The following is a 20,139-nucleotide window of genomic DNA, read 5'->3' as shown; positions in this document are numbered from 1 at the left end:
CGTCGGGAGGGGGCGGGTGAAAGCGGGGCCGGTAGCCGGCCCGGACGCTATGGCAGCGAAATCGTCAGGTGCGCGGCGCGCGGACCCAGCTTGACGATGTCGTGGTACGGCGCCATCGCCGTCTGCATCTCGGTGTTCAGGAAGTGGCGCATCCCCAGAAACGCCAGCAGGCCGAGCAGCGCAAAGACAGCCATGATCGACCACAGCGGCACGTCGCGTTTCAGCGTGTGCGCCACCTTGTCGGGCAGCGGCCAGTGCGGCGCGAAGCCGGTGCGCTTGCCGCGCAGCAGCGCGATCTCGTCGCCCAGCCGCGCAGTCAGATAGCCGAGTTTTTCCTGGCCCTCGATCAGGTACTTGCCCTGAAAGCCGAGCAACAGGCACATGTAATAGATCTCAAGCGATTGCAGGCGCGGCGCGCCTTGCGCGCGCAGGTCTTCCAGCCGGGCAAAGAAATTCTCGCCGGCCAGCTGTTCGCCGAACAAGGTGAGCTGCAGGGGTTGCAGCATCCACGCATCGCGAATGGCGAACTGCGAATTCAGCACGGTCTCGTCCACCGCGGCGCAGAATGCATACTTCGTGGCATACACGTCTTCCGCGGGAATATCCATTTTCTTGGCGGCGCGTTCGTAGTCCGCCAGAAACTGCTGCACCCGCGCCGAGAACGCCGCGGCGTCGGTGGGCTCTTGTCCGCTCTTGAGCAGGAACAGCATCAGGAAGCCGTCATACAGCAAGTCCAGCAGGGACCTGGCCGGCCGGCTGGCGTGGAACTCGGCGGCCCGGGGCGGCAGGGTGGCGCCGGGCATCAGGGAGGGAGCGTCTGCGGTCATGGAAGTACGTGTCCTGTCAGCGGGTGACTGCAATCAAATCCAGCTTGAGCTCAGGGATGCCGGCGGGCGCGTAGATGGCGATGCTGCGCGCTTGCAGCATGCGGTCATAGAGCGAACCCCGCGCCTGGAGCGCGAAATACACCGCCCCGGGCTTGACGGGCACCGCCGGCGGCACCTGCGGTGTGTAGGCCAGCGGCACGCCGGGCATGGCCGACAGCACCAGCTTGTCCACGTCTTCCGGCGCGCCCACCTTGAAGCGCATGGGCACGCTCTCGGATAGTTCCGAGGCAGGCATCGCGGCCTGCACGGCCAGATACAGCGACGTGGTTTCGTCGAGCTTTTCCGAATCCAGCCTGCCCATGTGGAACGACGGCCGCAACTCTTCCAGCACGATGGAGAAGTAGCGTGTGGAGATCACCGTTTCCAGCAGGTCGCGCAGGATTTCGTCCATGCGGGCGAACGCCGGGCCGGGCGCGTCATGCCGGTAGACGGGCAGGTCGGCCAGCGTATGCAGCTTGGAGAACGTCATCAGCGCGCCCGCCAGCCGCGCCAGTTCCTGGAACAGCCGTTCCGGGTGGAGCTGCGGATGGTGAAACAGATGCGACAGCGTGGCGTAGGCCTCGTTGGCCGTGTGCAGCAGCCAGAACGAGGCGACGTCGCCCGAGCGGAACTCGATGATGTTCTTGCTGGGTTCGCGGTGAAAGCCGTACAGCGCATTCACCTTGGCCTGCAGCGCGTCCAGCAGTCGGCGCAGCTGTTCATGCAGGGCGCCAGAGGCCGTCAACGACAGGCTCGGCGCAACGAAGGTGGTGTCCAGCTCATAGCCCGCGCTGGCGGTGCGGCGCACGCGCGCCACCGGAATGGCCAGCAGCGCGTCGCGCGGTTCGAATTCCGAGATCAGGCGCACGTCTTTGCGCAGGAAGGCCAGCTCAGCCGTGGTGGCGCCCGTGTACAGGTCGGGGGCCGGCGCATTGTTGTGCGTGTAGCGTGAGTCGAAGCTGGCTGCCGACTGGCCATCGCGGTAATTGCCGCCAATCGCCTTGAGCGGATGGATGGCCAGGTAAAAGACCGCTTCGGTGACGCCATCCAGCGCGGTCAGCGCAACCGGCGGCGGCAGTTCATCGCCGTGGGGGGCGTTGTAGAGTTCACCGTCCGGAAACACCGCGCTCATCTCTGTGGCGCGCAACATGCCGTTGGCCAGTGCCGATGCATCGAAGCGCGCGGCGCGCAGGCCCCACGCATAGGGATGCAAGGCGCGGGCCATCTCGGCCAGCCGGTCTTCGTGATAGGCATCCTGCCGCTGAAAATGTTGCGGCCGCAGAAACAACCCTTCGCCCCAAAGGACTTTGGCTGAGTGACTCAAGTTGGCGCTCCCTTTGCTTGTCTTTCCATGTCTTCATATAGAAGGCGGGCCTACGCGCAATGCGCGTCAACCGGGACACTGCACGCCGGAAAGGCGTGCCGGGTCGTAGGCTGGCAGGCCCGCCGGCAACGTGGGTTTGCCAGTGGCGACGGTGAGCGCACACGCGTGCGCGCCCAGCACAATCCCACTGTCTTCCACGTCGTCGACCTTGAATACATACTTCCAACGCATCGGCGCGGGCGCGTAGAACAACCCGGCGATCGCGATGTAATCGGCTTGCTTGGGGACCTTTTCGACGGCTTCGAACCGTTGGCCGGGTGTGAGCGTCAGCTCACGTATTCCCAGCACGGATTCCCCGAGCGTTGCTTTCTCGGCAGCAGTGTCTATCAATTGCGTGAGCGGCGCACGTTGGAATTGCTCAGGATTCTTCAGGTAGTATATTTTTGTAACTACAGCCATCGACTGTCCGCTGCTGGCATTCAAATTTTCTCCGGCATGGATCGTCAAATTCACCTCGACAGGCGCGTTTTCGGGCTTTTTCAGGCCCGCCATCTCCATCGCATTTCCGGTCAAGCCGGCCACCGCGCCGATGGCTGATACGGCCGCACATCCAGTAATGACGGTGCTTGCAAGCGAGCAAGCCGCGACTGCGAAGAAGCGTGATAAATGGATATGTTTGGACATGGCCCTTTATACCGGAAGTGTGTGAAGCAATACAGATCGCAGCACGTTAGGCGCAATTTCGACGCACGTAACATGAAGACACTTGCTGTAGCGCTGGGCTAACAAAAGGTTGTTGAAATACGGCCCCTAGTTACAACCCCGCTAGGTGCTTAAAAATGCGCTTTCCCCGCCTCGTCGTTCTCGCAGGTGTCGTTGCCGTTATGGCCGGCTGCGCGTCGGTAAAACCGCAGTCTGAATCCGAATACAAACAATCCATGGCCGAAGCGGAAAAGGCGCTTGAGCAAAAGAGCGCCGACCAGGCCGTCGCGCAATTCGAGGAGATTGCGGTCCGCAATCCGTCCAAGGGATTGCCGTGGTCCTACATCGCGAAGATTCGTTTCGACGAACAGAAGTATGGTCAAGCCATCGTCGCGGCCGACGAGGCGCTGAGCCGCGACCCGGATGATTTCGTGGCCAAGAGCGTGCGCGCCGTCGGCGGCCTGCGTGTGGCCATGCAGTCGCTGGCGGACCTGCGCGCCGATGCGTTGCTGGCAGGCAATGCGCGCGCAGACGCCGTGGCCCTGGCCGCGGCAATGCGCGAGACGCTGGGGCAGGATGTGCTGTTCCCGGAAGGCCGCCGCCCGCCGCCGCGTCCGCGTCAGCCGCCGCGCAAGGCCGACCCCGCCCCGGCGAGTGCGTCGCCTTCTACCGCCGCACCGACGGGCGTTGCACCGACGGGTGCGGCACCCGCCGCATCGACGCCTGCCGCACCCAAGGTCACTCCCAGCGCCGCGCCGGGGGCCGCCTCCAATGCGTCGCCCGCCGCAACCCAGCCCGCCCAGCAGCCCAACCGCGCGCCGAACCCGTTCGGCGACCTGCTTACCAAGTGATTCGCCCAGGCAGCGTCGGCTAGCCCGGCGCGCCTGACCGACCGCCACGATCCTTTGCACGGAGCCATCCATGGCCAAGAAAGAAAGCGTTCAGAAACGATTGCAGAAAGTCCGTCCGCCGCGCGTTCAGCTCACGTATGACGTGGAGAAGGGCGACGCCATCGAACAGAAGGAGCTTCCCTTCGTCGTGGGCGTGGTGGGGGACTTTTCGGCGCAATCCGAAGCCGAGCTGCCGCGTCTGAAGGACCGCAAGTTCGTCAACATCGACGTCGACAACTTCGACGACGTGATGCGTGGGCTGGAGCCGCGCGCCGCGTACCGCGTCAAGAATGCGCTGACCGAGGAAGGCGGCACGTTCGGCGTGGACCTGAAGTTCCGTTCGATCGAGGATTTCCGCCCGGAAGCCGTGGTCCAGCAGGTGGATCCGCTGCGCGAATTGCTCGACATACGCACCAAGCTGGCGGACCTGCGCAACAAGCTGGCGGGCAACGACAAGCTGGAAGACCTGCTGGGCGAAGTGCTGTCCAGCACCGAGAAGCTGCAACAGTTGACCAGCGAGACCGACAAGGGAGGCCGCAATGAGTAATTCCGCCGCTGCACAGAACACCGCTGCCGCCCCGGCCGACGCGCAAGGCGGCCTACTGGACCAGATCGTCGAGCAAAGCCGCGTCGCCAAGTCGACCGCCGAGCACGATCGCGCAAAAGACATCATCGGCGAGCTGGTGCGTGAAGTCATGAAGGGCACCGTGGTGGTGTCCGACAATCTTTCCGCAATGCTGGATGCGCGCGTGGCCGAGCTGGACCGCCTGATCTCCGCGCAACTGAGCGAGGTGATGCACGCGCCGGAATTCCAGAACCTGGAGAGCACTTGGCGCGGCCTGCACTACCTGTGCCAGGAGACCGACACCAGCCCGATGCTGAAGATCAAGGTGTTGAACACCACCAAGCGTGACCTGGTTCGCGACTTCCAGACCGCCATCGACTTCGACCAGAGCCTGATGTTCAAGAAGGTCTACGAAGAAGAATTCGGCACGTTCGGCGGCGCGCCGTTCGGCGCGCTGCTGGGCAACTTCGAGATCACGCGCCAGCCCGAGGACATGTACTTCATCGAGCAGATGTCGCACGTGGCCGCGGCTTCGCACGCGCCCTTCATCGCCTCGGCCTCGCCCGAACTGCTGGGCCTGGACAGCTTTGCCGACCTGGGCCGCCCGCGTGACCTGGCCAAGGTGTTCGACACCGTGGAATACACCAAGTGGCGCAGCTTCCGCGATTCGGAAGACTCCCGCTATGTGGGCCTGACCATGCCGCGCTTTCTGGGCCGCCTGCCCTACGATCCGGTGGAAGGCACCACGGTCGAAGGCTTCAACTTCGTTGAGGACGTGGACGGCACCGACCACTCGAAGTACCTGTGGTGCAACGCGGCGTGGGCGTTCGGCGCCCGCCTGACGGCCGCGTTTGCCGACTTCGGCTGGTGCGCCGCGATCCGCGGCGTGGAAGGCGGCGGTCTGGTCGAGAACCTGCCGACGCACACGTTCAAGACGGACGACGGCGAAATCGCGCTCAAGTGCCCGACCGAAATCGCCATCACGGACCGCCGGGAAAAGGAACTGAGCGATCAGGGCCTGATCCCGCTGGTGCATTGCAAGAATTCGGACTACGCGGCCTTCTTCGGCGCACAGTCGGTGCAGAAGGCCAAGAAATACAACACGGACAGCGCCAACGCCAATGCGGTGTTGTCGGCGCAGCTGCAGTACATCTTCTCGGTGTCGCGCGTGGCGCATTACCTGAAGGCGATGATGCGCGACAAGATCGGCAGCTTCGCGTCGGCGCAGTCCGTTGAGAGTTTCCTGAATCGCTGGGTGTCGCAGTACGTGCTGCTGGACGACAACGCGACGCAGGAACAAAAAGCGCAGTTTCCGCTGCGCGAAGCTTCGGTGCAGGTGGCCGAGGTCCCGGGACGTCCGGGCGTCTTCCGCGCCGTGGCGTTTTTGCGGCCGCATTTCCAGCTTGACGAACTCTCGATCTCGTTGCGCCTGGTTGCCGAACTGCCGGCTCAGGCTCAGAAATCCTGATCGTCATTGCACTGACCACTCATCCATTGAAAGAGGTTATCAACAATGAAGGACATCTACGTCAAGTTCGGCAATCCGGCGCTCAAGGGCGAATCGCAAGACAAGGACCACCCGGATTGGATCGAAGTCAGCTCGTGGCGCCATGAAATCATCCAGCCGCGTTCGGCCACCGCATCGACCTCGGGCGGCCATACCGCCGAGCGCACCGAACACGGCGAAATGGTCTTCACCAAGGATCTGGACGTGGTCAGCCCGCTGCTGTATCAGCACGCTTCCGGCGGCACGACGTTCGATGAAGTCACCATCGATTTTCTGCGCGCGGACGGTGAGGGCAATCGGGTCAAGTACCTGGAAATCAAGCTCAAGTACGTGATCATTGCGCGCGTGGCGCCGGAAGTGGTTGCCGAAGGCCTGCCGCACGAGTCGTTCTCGCTGAAGTACGCCGCCGTGCAGTGGAAGTACACGCAGCAGAAGGTCGGCGGCAACCAAGGCGGCAACGCTCAGGGCGCCTGGAGCCTGACCAAGAACGACAAGACCTACTCGGTCTGATCGCTGCCAGGTTGCCAAGAGACCGCGGCCCGAGCCGGGCCGCTGTCCATTTTTTTGCTGTCTCCGGATTGATCAGGCCCCGATGAAAGGATTCGAACCGAGTCTGTTCGACAAGCTGTTCGAGGCGGAGGGCCAATCGCCCTATGCGCTGCGCCGCCTGTCGATCGAAGAGATGAAGGAAACGGTGGCGCGCGACATCGAGGCCTTGCTGAACACCCGCATGGTGTTCACCGAGGAAGACCTGCGGCGCTTCCCCAACTGCCAGCGGTCGGTGCTGACGTACGGCCTGTCGGACTTTTCCGGATTGAGTCTTGCCAGCCACTACGACCGCGAATTCATCTGCCGGTCGCTGGAGCAGGCGATCGCGCGTCACGAGCCTCGCCTGACGCACGTGCGGGTGATGCTCCAGGTGGACAGCCGTGCGACATCGGTGCTGTATTTCGCGATCACGGCGATGCTGGACGTGGGACCCGCCCACGAGCCCGTCACCTTCGACGCCACGTTGCAGCCCTCGACGCTGCAGTACTCCGTGACCAAGGGCTGGGCCAAGAGCCCGGCCACGGTCTGAGGCCCCCATTCGTAACGCAGGTGCATTGGCGCGCTGGAAGGAAAGACAACAATGGAAGAATTGCTGCCTTATTACGAGCGCGAACTGGGCTTTCTGCGCACGTCGTCGCGCGACTTCGCCGAACGCTACCCGAAGATCGCCGCGCGGCTCGGCCTGTCGGGCGAGACCTGCGAAGATCCGCACGTTGAACGCATGATCGAGTCGTTCGCCTTGTTGAGCGCCCGCATCAACAAGAAGCTGGACGACGACTACCCGGAATTCACCGAAGCGTTGTTCGAGGTGATGTACCCGCATTACCTGCGGCCATTTCCCTCTTGCAGCATCGCGCAGTTCGACCTTGGCGGCGCGGGCGCGCAACTGACCGCGCCGGTCCGGATCGCGCGCGGCACGGAACTCAAGTCGCACCCGGTCCGGGGCGTGTCGTGCCGCTTTCGCACCACTTATGACGTCACGCTGGCGCCCGTTGAAGTGCTGCGCGCCGGCTTTGAGTCCAGCGCCAACGCGCCCGCCACGGCCAAGCTGCCGGCCGGCGTGACCGGACGCTTTTCCGTCACCCTGGGCTGCCAGGGCGAGAACCAGCATTTCGGGGCCCTGGGCGTGGACCGGCTTCGGGTGTACCTGCACGGTGAACCGTCATTCGTGGCGGCATTGCGTGACGCGCTGTTCCTGCGCGCCGCCGCGGCCTACGTCGAGCTGCAACCGGGACGCTGGGATCGTCTGCCCGCCATTCCGGTCGGGCAGGTGGGCCTGGCGGAAGAAGACGCGCTGATCGACTTTCCGGCCAGTTCGCACCCGGCGTATCGCCTGCTGGCCGAGTACTTCGTGTTCTCGGAAAAATTCAACTTCGTGGACATCGACCTGGCCGCGCTGCGCCCCTATCTGGGCACGGTGCGCCAGTTCACGCTGCACCTGCCGGTCAGCGGCCTGCGCGCGGATTCCAATACCGCGCGGCTGCTGGAATCGACGTCCGCCGACAATCTGCGGCTCGGCTGCACGCCGGTGTCCAACCTGTTCTCGCAGCGCGCCGATCCCATCCGCGTCACGCATGCGTCGGCGTCGTACCCGGTGGTGGCGGACGCGCGGCGGGCCTATGGCTACGAGGTCTATTCGATCGACCGCGTGCGCCAGGTGCGTCAGAACGCGCAGGGCGATGCGGTCGTGGAATTCAGGCCGTTCTATTCGCTGCACCATGGCGAATCGCCCGACAAGGCGGGCCACTACTGGACGATGCGGCGCGATGCGTCGATGGCGCAGCGCAGTCCGGGCTACGAGACGGAGATTTCGATCGTCGATATCGACTTCGACCCGTCGGTGCCGCAGACCGAAACGCTGAGCCTGGACCTGACCTGCACCAATCGGGACTTGCCGTCGCAGATTGCGGTCGGGCAGGCGGGCGGCGATCTGTTTCTGGAAGGCGGCTCGGTGGCCCGCACGATCCGCATGCTGCGCCGCCCGACGCATTCGCACCGGTTCCAGCAGGGCCGAGCGGCGCATTGGCGTCTGATTTCGCATCTGGCGCTGAACCATCTGTCCCTGGTGCAAAGCGGTCTGCCGGCGCTCAAGGAAACGCTGCGCCTGTACGACCTGTCCGGCTCGGCGGTGGCCGCGCGCCAGATCGAAGGGCTGGTCGGACTGGACTACAAGCCCGCCACGCACTGGATGCCGGGCGAACCGTTCGCCACCTTCGTGCGCGGCATCGAAATCCGGCTGACCGTCAATGAAGACCACTTCGTGGGCACCAGCCTGCACACGTTCGTGGCGGTCATCAATCGCTTCTTCGGCCTGTATGTGCACGCGAACAGTTTCGTGCAGTTGGTTGTGTTGTCGCGCCGCGGCGCGGAGGAACTTCTACGATGCCCCCCTTGCAACGGCGACGCCATCCTAGCGTGATGGACGCGCTGCTGGCCGAGCCGCAGCGCTTCAAGTTTTTCCAGGCGGTGCGCCTGCTGGAGCAATGCTTTGCGCGGCAGGAGCGCGGGGCGACGCGTCATCCGGTGCCGGTGCACCTGCGCTTTCCCAACGCGCCGGGCCTGGGCTTTCCGCCCAGCGAGATCGTGGATGCGGTGGCGTACGACAAGAACGGCGAAGTGCTGGCGGACGAGGCCGCGCGGCAGGCCGCCGTGGCCGAAGGCCGGCTGGGCCGCGTGGACGTGACGCCCGCGTTCTTTGGCCTCTTGGGCGGGCAGGGCGCATTGCCGCTGCATTACTCGGAAATGCTGGCCAACCGCGAAAGCCTGCGGCGCGACCGCGGCGCCCGCGCGTTCTTCGACATCTTTTCGAACCGGGCGGCGGCGCTCTTCTACGCGGCGTGGAAGAAATACCGCATGCCGCTGCGGCACGAAACCGAACCGGACCATCATTACCTGCCGCTCTTGCTGGCCTTGGGCGGCATCGGCCATCCGGCGCTGCGGGACCGCCTGCACAACGGCGCGGGCCGCGTCCATGACGAATCGATCGCGCACTACGCGGCGGCGGCGCGTCAGCGGCCGGTGTCGGCGCCGTACCTGCAGCGCGTGCTGCAGGATTACTTTGGCGTGCCGCTGCGCGTGGAACAGTTCGTGGGCCGCTGGTATGACGTCCCGCCGCAGAACCGCACGCAGCTTGGGCATCCTGGCGCCGTGCTGGGCGTGTCGGCGCTTGCTGGAGACCGCATCTGGCAGCGCGACCTGCGCATCCGGCTCTGGATCGGCCCCTTGTCGGGCCAGGCGTTCACCGACTTCCTGCCGGGCGGCGAGCGCGCGCAGGCGCTGGAGAAACTGCTGACGATGTTCGGCGGGATGACGTTCGAATACGAGGTGCGGCTGGTGCTGGCGCGCGAGAGCGTCACCCCCAGCCAGTTGGGCGCGGGCGCCGAGGTGCGCCTGGGCTGGAATTCGTTCCTGTGCACCGAGCCCGCCCGGCAAGACCGCGACGACGCCAGTTACGAACTGCACACCATTCATTGACCCCATCACCCTCAGACACTTATGGCCACACCGCTGAAGACTTTGATCGGAAAGCTCAACCAGACCTGCCGCCAGGCCGCCGAACGCGCCGCCAGCCTGTGCATGGCGCAAGGCCACTACGAAGTGGATCTGGAGCATCTGTTTCTGGCCTTGCTGGAAAAGCCGGCCAGCGACGTGAGCGTCATCGCGCAGCGTTGCCACATCAAGACCGACGCGTTGGAGGCGGACCTGAATGCGGAGATCGGCCGCTTCAAGAACGGCAACACCCGCACGCCGGTGTTTTCGCCGCATCTGCCCAAGCTGTTTGAACATGCGTGGCTGATTGCGTCGCTCGATACCCAGACGACGCGCATCCGGTCCGGCCACCTGTTGCTGGCCCTGCTGACCGAGCCCGATCTGGCGCAACTGGCGCGGCGCGGCTCGACGCTGTTCGAATCGTTCCGGCTGGACGCGTTAAAGCATGACTTTGCCGCCTTGACGGCCGGTTCGGAAGAGGCCGGGCAAGCTGTGGGTTTTGCCGATGGCGCGGGGCAGCAGGGCGACGCTGGCCAGCCGGCGCCCGCGCTGTCGGCCACCCCGGCCTTGGACCAATACACCACGAACCTGACCGAACGCGCCCGCGAGGGCAAGATCGACCCGGTGATCGGACGGGACGCCGAAATCCGCCAGATGATCGACATCCTGACGCGGCGGCGGCAGAACAACCCCATCCTGACCGGCGAGGCGGGCGTGGGCAAGACGGCGGTGGTCGAGGGATTGGCGCTGCGGATTGTGTCGGGCGACGTGCCGCCCGCGCTGGCCGAGGTGACGCTGCGCACGCTGGACATGGGTCTGCTGCAGGCGGGCGCCAGCGTCAAGGGCGAGTTCGAGAACCGCTTGAAGAACGTCATCGACGAGGTCAAGAAAAGTCCTTCGCCCATCATCCTGTTCATCGACGAAGCCCACACCATGATCGGCGCGGGCGGGCAGGCGGGGCAGAACGACGCGGCCAACCTGCTCAAGCCGGCCCTGGCGCGCGGCGAACTGCGCACCATCGCCGCCACCACCTGGAGCGAATACAAGAAGTTCTTCGAGAAGGACGCCGCGCTGGCGCGCCGCTTCCAGGTGATCAAGGTGGAGGAACCGGACGAGACGCTGGCCGCATCGATGTTGCGCGGCATGGCGCCGCTGATGGAGCGCCATTTCGGTGTGCGCATCCTGGACGAAGCGATCAGCGCGGCGGCCAGGCTGTCGCATCGCTACATCACCGGCCGCCAGCTGCCCGATAAGGCGGTCAGTGTGCTGGATACGGCATGCGCGCGCGTGGCGTTGGGCCGCAGCGCCACGCCGGCCTTGATCGATGATGCGCGGCATCGCCTGACGCGCCTTGGCGCCGAACAGGCGGCGTTGCAGCGCGAAGCCGCCACGGGTGCGTCGCACGCGCGCCTGGACGAATTGCGCGACGAAATCGCGGCGGTTACGCAGACCTTGGCCGATGCCGAGTCGCGCCACGCGGCGGAAATGGACCTGGTGGCGCGGATACACGCCTTGCGTGCGGAGCTGGAAGCCGCGCCGCAGGAAGCGGCCGCGGAGGCGTCCGCGGAGAAGGCGCCGCCGCCGTCCTCGTCGCGTCGCAAGGCCGCGCAAGCGGTGCCGCTGACCCCCGCGCAGCAGCGTCTGGCGGGCTTGATGGACGAGCTGCGGGCGTTGCAAGGCGAACAGCCCCTGGTGCCGGCCTGCGTGGACGCGCAGATCGTGGCCGAGATCATCTCGGCGTGGACCGGGATCCCGCTGGGCCGCATGGTCAACGACGAGATTCGCACGGTGCTGCAATTGCAGCCGCTGCTGGCCGAACGCGTGATCGGGCAGGACCACGCGCTGGAGGCCATCGCGCAGCGCGTTCGCACGGCGCGCGCCGGGCTGGAAGACCCGGACAAGCCCAAGGGCGTGTTCCTGTTCGTGGGTCCGTCGGGCGTGGGCAAGACCGAGACCGCGCTGGCGCTGGCCGACATTCTTTACGGCGGCGAGCGCAAGCTCGTCACGATCAACATGAGCGAGTACCAGGAGGCCCACAGCATTTCCGGCCTGAAGGGCTCGCCGCCGGGCTATGTGGGCTACGGCGAAGGCGGCGTGCTGACCGAGGCGGTGCGCCGCCAGCCCTATAGCGTGGTGCTGCTGGATGAAATCGAAAAGGCCCACCCCGATGTGCTGGAGCTGTTCTTCCAGGTTTTTGACAAGGGTGTGATGGACGACGCGGAGGGGCGCGAGATCGACTTCCGCAACACGCTGATCATCCTGACGTCGAACGTCGGCTCGAGCGCCATCATGCAGGCATGCCTGAACAAGCCGGCCGCGGAGCGCCCGACGCCGGACGCCTTGTCCGAGCTGTTGATGCCGCAGCTGTACAAGGCCTTCAAGCCGGCCTTCCTGGGCCGCATGAAGACCATTCCTTATTTCCCCGTGGACGATGACGCGCTGGCGCACATCATCGAACTGAAGCTGGGCCGCATCGCACGCCGCGTGGCGGCCACGCACCGCGCGGCGTTCGAATGGGATGAGGCGCTGGTCGAGGCGGTGCTGGCCCGCTGCACCGAAGTGGACACGGGGGCGCGCAATGTCGATCACATCCTCAATGGAACGCTGCTGCCCGAGATTGCCGGGCAGGTCCTCAGCCGCATGGCGCAAGGTGAGGCGATCGCCAAGATCCGCGTCAGTGCGGGCAAGAACGGCGAATTCCGCTTCCGCATGAGCTGAATCAAGACAGAGAGGTTACGCCAACATGGCTCAGACACTTGCCGCCGCCAGCCCATTGGGCGCGGGCTTCACGCAGGCCGACCGCCTGCTCGACCTGTGCACGCCGCTGGGGCCGGACAAGCTGCTGGCCGAGCGTCTTCAGGGCACCGAGCAACTGAGCGATGGCGGTTTTGCGCTGATGGTCGATGCGCTGTCGGACGATGCGCATGTGCCGCTGAAGTCGCTGATCGGCCAGCCGGCGCAGGTAAAGCTGCAAACGGCCTTGGGCCGTGACGCGCATCGCGTGTGGTGCGGCCTGGTGACGGAGGCGCGATTTGAAGGAGCCAACGGCGGCTTCGCGCGCTACCGGCTGCGCATCGAGCCGTGGCTGGCGCTGCTGCGCCAGCGCCGCGACAGCTTCGCCTTCCAGGACTTGTCGGTGATCGACATCGTGGACAGCGTGTTCGGCGACTACAACGGGCAGGGCGCGGTGGCGGCGCAGTGGCGCTGGGAAGTGAAGGACCGGGACGCTTACGCCAAGCGCAGCCTGACGATTCAGTACCGCGAGACCGACTTCGCCTTTGTCGAGCGGCTGCTGGCCGAAGAGGGGCTCTTCTATTGGGTCGAGCACGAAGCCGGTGACGGCGCGCCGGGCGGCCATACCGTGGTCATTGCCGACCACAACGGCGCATTCAAGGCCGGGCCGCAGGACAGCATCAAATTCCAGCGCGCGGACGCGACCGAAACCGAAGACACCATCCAGGCGTGGCGCCAGCGCCGCGCGTGGCGCACCAACGCCGTGCGGCTGGCCACGTGGGATTACCGCGCGATGCAGGCGCGGCGCGTCAGCGCGCAGGTCGAGGACAAACTGGCCAACGCCGTGGAACTGGCGGATTCGGACTACCCCGGCCAGTATCTGTTCGAAGACGGCGCCCAGGGCGAGCGGCTTGCGCACAACGCGTTGGCCGCGCAGCGGGTGCGCCAGTCGTTGCATGAAGGCGAGGGCACCGCGCGCACGCTGGCGCCGGGGCAGCGCTTTACGCTGACGGGGCATTTCGGGCCGTCGCAGGGGGCGGGCGCCGAATTCGTGGTGCTGCGCATCGCGCACGAGGCCCGCAACAATTTCGATGAAAGCCTGGGCCGCGCGGTGGCCGACGCCCTGGGCGCGGCAGGGGAAAACCAGGGCCCGGGCAACGCCGAAGACGCCGGAGCGGATTTCTATCGCAACCGCTTCGAGGCGATTGCCGCCACGCTGGAGTACCGCCCCAGCACGGTGGATGGCCACGGCGCACGCCTGCATCCCCGTCCCACCGTGCACGGCGCGCAGACGGCGCTGGTGATTGGGGCGAACGATCCGGTCCATACGGACCGCGACCACCGCATCAAGATCCAATTCCATTGGCAGCGCGGCAGCGCGTCCAGCAATCGCCAGGATCACCCCGCGGGCGAAGACAACGCACCGGCCAGCGACGCGCTGGGCACGTGGGTGCGCGTGGCCGAACCGGTGGCGGGATCGGACTGGGGCGGTCACTTCGTGCCCCGCCTGGGACAGGAGGTGCTGGTGCAGTTCATGCACGGCGACATCGACCGGCCGGTGGTGGTGGGCGCGCTGTATAACGGCGCGGGCAGCGAGAACGCCGCCAACAACCAGGTGCAGGCCGGCGCCGCCAAGGCCACCGGCAACGCGCCGGCCTGGTTCGCGGGCAGCGAGGCCGGGCACGCGCACAACGTGGTGATGTCGGGCTTCAAGACACAGGCGCTGGCCGATAGCGGGCAGGGCATGGGCGGCTACAACCAGTTGGTGCAGGACGACACGCCGGGACAGTCGCGCCTGACGGCATCGACCACGCAGGCCGAGGCGCGGCTGAACCTAGGCCACTTGAAGCAGCAGCGCGACAACGAGCGTCTGTCCGACCTGGGACATGGCGCGGAACTGGCGACCAGCGAGGCCGTGGCGTTGCGCGCGGGCGAGGGCCTGCTGATCAGCGCGGACAAGCGCGAGGGCGCGACGGGCGGCCTGCTCGATAGCGAGCCGGCGATCCAGCAGATGGAAAAGGCCATCGAGCAGGCCAAAGAGCTGTCGGCCACGGCGGCGCGCCAGGAAGCGAAGCTGGACGGCGACGGCGACAAGACGCGTCCGCTGGATGAACTGGACGCCGTGCGCAAGATCATCGAAGGCACCCGCGCCGAGGAAGGCGTGCAGGTGCCGGCGTACAGCCTGCCGCACATCCAGGTCAGCGCCCCGAAGGGCATTGGCCAGTACACGCCGAAGCATGCGTTTGCCGTGGCGGGCGCCACCTTGTGCCAGGTGGCGCCGGATGTGAACTGGGCCGCGGGCGCGCACCTGTCCCTGTGCGTGGCGCAGGGCGTGGTTTTGTTCACCAAAGGCTTGGGCGGCGACGGCCGGGCCGTGCCGGAGAAAGGGATCCGGTTGCACGCGGCAGGCGGGCAGTTGCGGATGCAAAGCCAGAAGGCGCGCATGCGCCTGGCCGCCGAGAAGTCGGTGACGCTGGCCTCGGCCCAAGGCGCCGTGGACGTGAACGCATCGAAAAAGGTGTTGGCCACGGCGGCCGGCGCGTACATGCGGATCGAGGGCGGAGGGATTCAATTGCATGCGCCCGGCAAGGTGGAATTGAAGGCGGGTGTGCACAACTGGGTGGGACCGCAAAGCGGGACCGGCCCGGCGCAACCGCCGCAGGGCGATATGGAAGGCTGCGCCGCGGCGCTCGAAGACGCGGCCGGCAGCGGCGCATTGGCGGCATGATGGCACCGTCAACGCCCCGTCTGGCGCAAGCGTCTCAAGCACGTTGGGAGCCGCCGCGCGCCGAGGACTGTGTCGAACGCGCCATCGCGGGCTTGCGGGCCGTGCTGGACGGCCGCGCCAGCCGGCGCGTGCTGCTCTTGTGCGATTCCACCTTGGCCGATCCGCTGGCCGACGACATCGCGGCTGCTGGATTGGCGCGGCGCGAGGTCGAGCTGATCTCGCAGGGCGCGGCCGCGCCGCCGCTGTATCTGGCAGAGGTGCCGGACGAGGTTCGCCATGAGCGGCTGATCAACGCCAGCCTCCGCGTGGCGGTGGACGAAGCTTTGCGTCCCGCGCCCGCCGCCAAGCGGCCCCGGTCGATGGCGGCGTGGCTGGCCACGGACCTGCCGCTGGCCGAAGTGGCGCAGCGGCTCGCGCTGCGCGCCCGTTTGCGCGACGCGCAGGCGCGCGTGCGCATCCTGCGCTTCTGGGACCCGCGCACCACGCAATACCAGAGCGAGCTGTACGCGGGCACGGCGCCCGCCTCTTGGATACCGGGCGTCACGTGGATGACGGTAGACGGCTTTGCGCGCTGGCAGGTGCTGCCGGATGTGCCGGGTCCGATGCAGACCGTGACGCCTGACTGGCCGCGCCTTGCGCGGCTGGGGCGTATCAACGCGGTGCTGCAGCGCTTGAACGCGAAAGGCCTGTGCGTGGGGCCGTCCGTGCTGGACTCGGTTCGCCGCGCACTGGACGCGGCCGCGGAGTGCGGGATTGACGACGATGAAGACGTGGCGCTGTTCGCCGCCTGGCGAGTGCGCCTGGACGCGCCGCTGGAACGTGCGCCGTCGTTTGCGGCCTTGCTGCGCGAGGTGCAAGAAGAAGGCGGCCGCCTGCGCGGCGCCGCGCAGGATATGGACGACGAGGATTGGCAGCGGTTTGCGCAAGAGGCGCAGGCGCGGGAGGATCTGCAAGCATGACGACTGACTACGACGCGTTGCCCTGCAAGGGCAAGTTCTGCGGCCGGCCGGGGCTGCCCATCCTGCCGATGCGAATTGCGTACGTGCCGGGCGGCAAGAACGATTTGCCCGACGGCGTGTACACGGATCCCGAGCTGTACTACGAGACCATGCGCCAGGGCGCCTACATGCTGCGCGCAATCACGGCTGGCTACGTGTACCTTTGGGATCCGCGCCGCAGCTACGGCTGGCGCGCGTTCGCGGCCACGGCAACGGGGCAGATGAAGGAAGTGCCGGTTGACGACGATAACCGTCCGTCCGAGCAACCGACGTTCACGTGCACGCGCGAAGGCCACGGCCTGGAATCGGCGTTGATCAACGTCGAGGCGCCCGCAAACGCGTCGCGCAGCGTGTGGGTCGGCTATTCGCGCGTGTGGTGGACGCAGGATATCCGCCGCGAGCTGGCGCGCAACGATCGCTGGCGCAAGAAGGTCATGGTGGAACTGGACGCCAAGGCCGTCTGGGCGGGGGGCTACCCCAAGCCCGAAACGGGCTTTCGCGTGGCGGAAGACGGCGCCAATCTGGCCAAGCATTCGATCGAGTTCCGGGACGCCGCCGGCGCGGCGACCTTGTTTGCCAACACGCTGACCCCCGGCGTCACGCTGTTTGGCGGGCAGGCCGCGGCGATGGCCGGCAAGATGCGGCAGATGACGCCCAAGGGCGGCGTGGCGCTGGCGCTGCGCGATCCGGTGGGCGTGCTGGCCGACATTTCCACCTGGCGCAACAAGTGCATGGGCGAGCTGGCCGAGCATCATCTGGAGCCCACCCGGCTGCGCGAAGTGGCGGTGGCGCAGATCATCGACGGGCTGGAAAAGCAGATGGAATCGTCCAGCGACGAACGCCAGCGCTTGCGCGAGCGCATCGACACCGGCAAGGTCACCAGGACGCTCAGCGAAAACAAGGCGGCCATTGCCCGCATGCGCGACAAGATCGAGGGCGCGGGCAAGGACTGGGCCTGGTGGTATGGCCGAGATACGTTCTGGCTGGCGTGCAAGGCGTATTCGCCCAAGGACGCCGCCGCCGGCGAGCGCCTGGAAGACGACATGGCGATGTGCGTCGATGGCGCGGGCGCGGTGGCCAGCGAGCACAAGGCCATCGATGACTCGCTGAAAGACGAGGACATGGTCGACGGCACCTACGAGGCGATATGGCGGTCGCTGGCGGGCAACGATGGCGACTTGCTGGCCTTCCTGAACCGGGAAGGCAAAGGCAAGGTGATCTCCAAGCAGGTGTCCAACCTGCGCAAGATGGTCAAGAGCTACAACGATTGGATCAAGTTGCGGGCGGCCGACGGCAAGCTGCCGCCCATGCGGGCGGCGGGCTCGGCGATTGGCCGCTTCATGGCCACGCAGCTTCTGCGCCTGACCCTGTCGGGCGACCCCATCGCCGAACGGGTGGCGGCGCGCGTCACGTTGAGCGTGTCGGCGCGCATGAACATCGTGGTGGCGGTGCGCACGCATACGACGACGCTGCCGCGAATGATCGCGGACATGCACCAGATCGTCTGGGAGCCGAATCTGACGTCGGTCACGGTCGGCGGCGGGGGCGGGATCTACGCGAACAAGCACATGCAGTCCGGCTGGATCGGCACGCAGGCCGAACGCTCCACCCCGCTGACCATCAACTACATCATTCCCGAGGAGGTCGACGCGCAGCTGAACGCGGCCGCCAACGCGCCGCCGCCTTCTCGCCCCGCGGCCTCGCCGCAGTTGTCCCTGCCGTCGCCGCCCAGGGTGCTGGCCTTGCCGGCGCCCACGATGTCGCCGCTGGCCGGGCTGGTCAAGTGGGCCAAGACGCGGGACGGCCAGAACGCAAGCGCGACGGGCGTGTTGACGTTGGTGGCGTTGTACACGTCTGTGTCGGACTTGAACAAGGCCGACGCCATCGGCGATGCGAAGGCGGCGCGCAAGGCCTGGTTCGGCATCACGTCCGGCGTGCTGGGCGTGGGCAGCGTGGCGATCGAAGCCACGGCGGGCGCGATCGGCGCGCGCGTGGGCACGAATACCGCGTATTCGATGAACCTGACCCTGAACATGCGTCTGGCCACCGTGCGCACGGCGGGCGCCGTGTTCGCGGCGGCGGCCACGTTTGTGGATGGCGCCAACAACGCGCTCAGCGCCGTGGACCAGTACGACGTCAAGAACTACGAGGCCGGCGGCGCGTATGCGACGTCCTCGATGTTCCTGTTGCTGTCCGGCTTGACCGGCGTGGCGACGGCGCTGGTCAGCCTGGGCGGCGCCTTCAGCGCGGCCGGCGTGGTGGCGGGGGCCGGCGGGTTTGGCAGCGCGATGGTCGGATTGACCAGCGGCGGCACGGTGCTGCTGGGGATTCCGGTCTGGGGCTGGATCGTGCTGGGCCTGTGCCTGCTTGCGGCCGGCCTGTACTTCAAGTTCTGGGGCGACAGCGCCAAGGACAGCGAACTGGAGATCTGGTTCACCCGGTGCTGCATGCGCTCGGCGGCGTTTGAAAACGTGGAGGACCGCCCGCTGTACGAGAACCGCGAAGAGGAACTTTACGAGTTCAACCGCGCGGTGTTCGGCGTGCGCGTGACGCTGGACTGGAAGGGCCTGTGGCAAGGCGAAATTTTTGGCCGCGACCGGCTGGTGCTGGAAGTGGTGATGCCCGGCTATACCGAGCACAGCGACTACGCCTACAGCCTGAAGCTGGTGGGCGAGGGCGTGAGCGCCGTGGTGTCCAGCAAGGGGTCGATGCGTTCGAACGACCCCGAATTGCAGCCGCGCGGTCCCTCCAATGCGCAGCTCGTGCAAGGCCGGCCCAAGCCGGAGACTTGGGCCGACCGCATGGACAAGTACGTGGACAACATGGCCTCCCGCCCGGGATGGGCCGATGCGTGGCGCTGGATACGCAAGGACCGGAGCCAACCCATCGAGTTCACGAGCAAGCCGTGGGAAGAGGTCGTGAAGTTCAACGTCAGCAATGGCTGCGCGGTGCTGCGCACCGAAGTGCTGGTCGATGACGACATCTTCCAGGAAGCGATCATCAAGATCGAATACTGGCCCGATCCGGACCGCATGCCCGACATCCGCTCGGTGCCGATGGGCGGCAACGGCTCCAATCTGATAAAAGCAAGCAATTGACCCGGCAACCTGCCGGATGATTTCGCAGACGACAGACCAGCATGGGCGGCAAGCATGAAAAGCAGTGAAGGGATCCAGGCGGCGGTGTACACGCGATGGCATCAGTTGTCGGTGCCGCTGGCGTTCGTGCTGGCGGCGGGCAGCTTCATGCTGGTGGTGCTGAACCGGGGGCCGATCGGGTTGGGCGCGGCGCTGGCCGTGCTGGGCCTGCTGGTGCCGCCGCTGGTGGCATTCAAGGGCTTTCCCACGCGCAACGCCGTCAGGGTGACGCCGGATGGCCTGGAGTTTTCTCGCCGGTCGCCCATCGCCTTTGCCGACCTGAGCAGTTGGGGCACGGACGACTACCTGAAACTGGTCCGTCCCGGCCTGCCCACGCTGCTGGTCAGCCCGGCGGACTTGCCCAGCCGCGAAAGGCTGCTGCGCGAATTTGAAGCGGCGCTGGCGGCGTGGCAGGCGCGGCAGCCGGCGGGCACGGCCGCCGCGCGCCGCACGCATTTCTACGGATCGACGGGCGGGCGTCTGGTGGGCGGCGTGATCACGGCCTTGGGCGCGGGCTCGGCCATCATGGCGCTGAACCTGCGCGAACCGTCGATCTCGCTGGCGGTGGTGGGCGGGCTTGGCGCGGTGTTCGGCCTGGCCCTGCTGTTCGGCAAGCGGGGTTGAGGGCGGCCGCAGACCGTTACGCGACCT

15 protein-coding genes are annotated in these 20,139 nt (G+C 66.4%); 12 read left to right on the top strand and 3 right to left on the bottom strand.

Going from position 1 to position 20,139, the window contains the following annotated elements:
• Positions 1–47: 47 nt before the first annotated feature.
• The 3 genes from icmH to tssJ form a co-directional block, all read right to left on the bottom strand.
• Entirely contained in the window at positions 48–827 is a 780-nt protein-coding gene (gene icmH, locus LN047_RS23775) for a type IVB secretion system protein IcmH/DotU (protein WP_056325715.1), read from the bottom strand.
• Positions 828–843: 16 nt separating this feature from the next.
• Positions 844–2,190 (bottom strand): type VI secretion system baseplate subunit TssK, encoded by a 1,347-nt coding sequence (gene tssK, locus LN047_RS23770; protein WP_056325717.1) that lies wholly within the window; start codon positions 2,188–2,190, stop codon positions 844–846.
• Between the two features lie 66 nt (positions 2,191–2,256).
• Positions 2,257–2,874, bottom strand: coding sequence for a type VI secretion system lipoprotein TssJ (tssJ, locus tag LN047_RS23765; protein ID WP_081100935.1), 618 nt, complete (start codon positions 2,872–2,874; stop codon positions 2,257–2,259).
• A gap of 254 nt (positions 2,875–3,128) precedes the next feature.
• Between tssJ and LN047_RS23760 the strand changes: the two genes are divergently transcribed.
• The 12 genes from LN047_RS23760 to LN047_RS23705 all read left to right on the top strand — a co-directional run bounded on the left by LN047_RS23760 (position 3,129) and on the right by LN047_RS23705 (position 20,112).
• On the top strand, positions 3,129–3,743 hold the full coding sequence (locus LN047_RS23760) for a hypothetical protein (protein ID WP_373980376.1): 615 nt from the start codon (positions 3,129–3,131) through the stop codon (positions 3,741–3,743).
• A 70-nt stretch (positions 3,744–3,813) separates the two neighbouring features.
• On the top strand, positions 3,814–4,329 hold the full coding sequence (gene tssB, locus LN047_RS23755; RefSeq protein WP_056325727.1) for a type VI secretion system contractile sheath small subunit: 516 nt from the start codon (positions 3,814–3,816) through the stop codon (positions 4,327–4,329).
• Entirely contained in the window at positions 4,322–5,815 is a 1,494-nt protein-coding gene (gene tssC / locus LN047_RS23750) for a type VI secretion system contractile sheath large subunit (protein ID WP_056325730.1), read from the top strand. Before tssB ends, tssC begins: the two co-directional genes overlap by 8 nt.
• Positions 5,816–5,860: 45 nt before the next feature.
• Complete coding sequence (locus LN047_RS23745) at positions 5,861–6,364, top strand: Hcp family type VI secretion system effector (protein WP_006226591.1); 504 nt, start codon at positions 5,861–5,863, stop codon at positions 6,362–6,364.
• An 82-nt stretch (positions 6,365–6,446) separates the two neighbouring features.
• Positions 6,447–6,932 (top strand): type VI secretion system baseplate subunit TssE, encoded by a 486-nt coding sequence (tssE, locus tag LN047_RS23740; RefSeq protein WP_056325732.1) that lies wholly within the window; start codon positions 6,447–6,449, stop codon positions 6,930–6,932.
• Between the two features lie 51 nt (positions 6,933–6,983).
• A complete protein-coding gene (gene tssF / locus LN047_RS23735) occupies positions 6,984–8,822 on the top strand; it encodes a type VI secretion system baseplate subunit TssF (RefSeq protein ID WP_152382522.1) in 1,839 nt (612 codons plus the stop codon).
• Complete coding sequence (tssG, locus tag LN047_RS23730; RefSeq protein ID WP_174245419.1) at positions 8,786–9,877, top strand: type VI secretion system baseplate subunit TssG; 1,092 nt, start codon at positions 8,786–8,788, stop codon at positions 9,875–9,877. The genes tssF and tssG overlap by 37 nt, the downstream gene beginning before the upstream one ends.
• A 21-nt stretch (positions 9,878–9,898) precedes the next feature.
• Positions 9,899–12,610 (top strand): type VI secretion system ATPase TssH, encoded by a 2,712-nt coding sequence (gene tssH, locus LN047_RS23725; protein ID WP_373980375.1) that lies wholly within the window; start codon positions 9,899–9,901, stop codon positions 12,608–12,610.
• Between the two features lie 25 nt (positions 12,611–12,635).
• On the top strand, positions 12,636–15,353 hold the full coding sequence (locus tag LN047_RS23720; RefSeq protein ID WP_373980374.1) for a type VI secretion system Vgr family protein: 2,718 nt from the start codon (positions 12,636–12,638) through the stop codon (positions 15,351–15,353).
• The gene (locus tag LN047_RS23715) at positions 15,350–16,312 is read left to right on the top strand and encodes a hypothetical protein (RefSeq protein WP_373980373.1); all 963 of its coding nucleotides are present in this window, start codon (positions 15,350–15,352) and stop codon (positions 16,310–16,312) included. Before LN047_RS23720 ends, LN047_RS23715 begins: the two co-directional genes overlap by 4 nt.
• Positions 16,309–19,449: a T6SS effector BTH_I2691 family protein gene (locus tag LN047_RS23710; RefSeq protein ID WP_373980372.1), complete on the top strand. Its 3,141-nt coding sequence runs from the start codon at positions 16,309–16,311 to the stop codon at positions 19,447–19,449. The genes LN047_RS23715 and LN047_RS23710 overlap by 4 nt, the downstream gene beginning before the upstream one ends.
• Before the next feature lie 54 nt (positions 19,450–19,503).
• Positions 19,504–20,112, top strand: a complete 609-nt coding sequence (locus LN047_RS23705) for a hypothetical protein (RefSeq protein ID WP_142053390.1) — start codon at positions 19,504–19,506, stop codon at positions 20,110–20,112.
• The last annotated feature ends 27 nt before the right edge of the window (positions 20,113–20,139 follow it).

The organism is Achromobacter sp. JD417 (assembly GCF_041879325.1).
Lineage (GTDB): Bacteria > Pseudomonadota > Gammaproteobacteria > Burkholderiales > Burkholderiaceae_B > Achromobacter > Achromobacter mucicolens.
The sequence above is the reverse complement of the archived record's forward strand: the minus strand, read 5'-3'. Positions and strand labels throughout refer to the sequence as shown.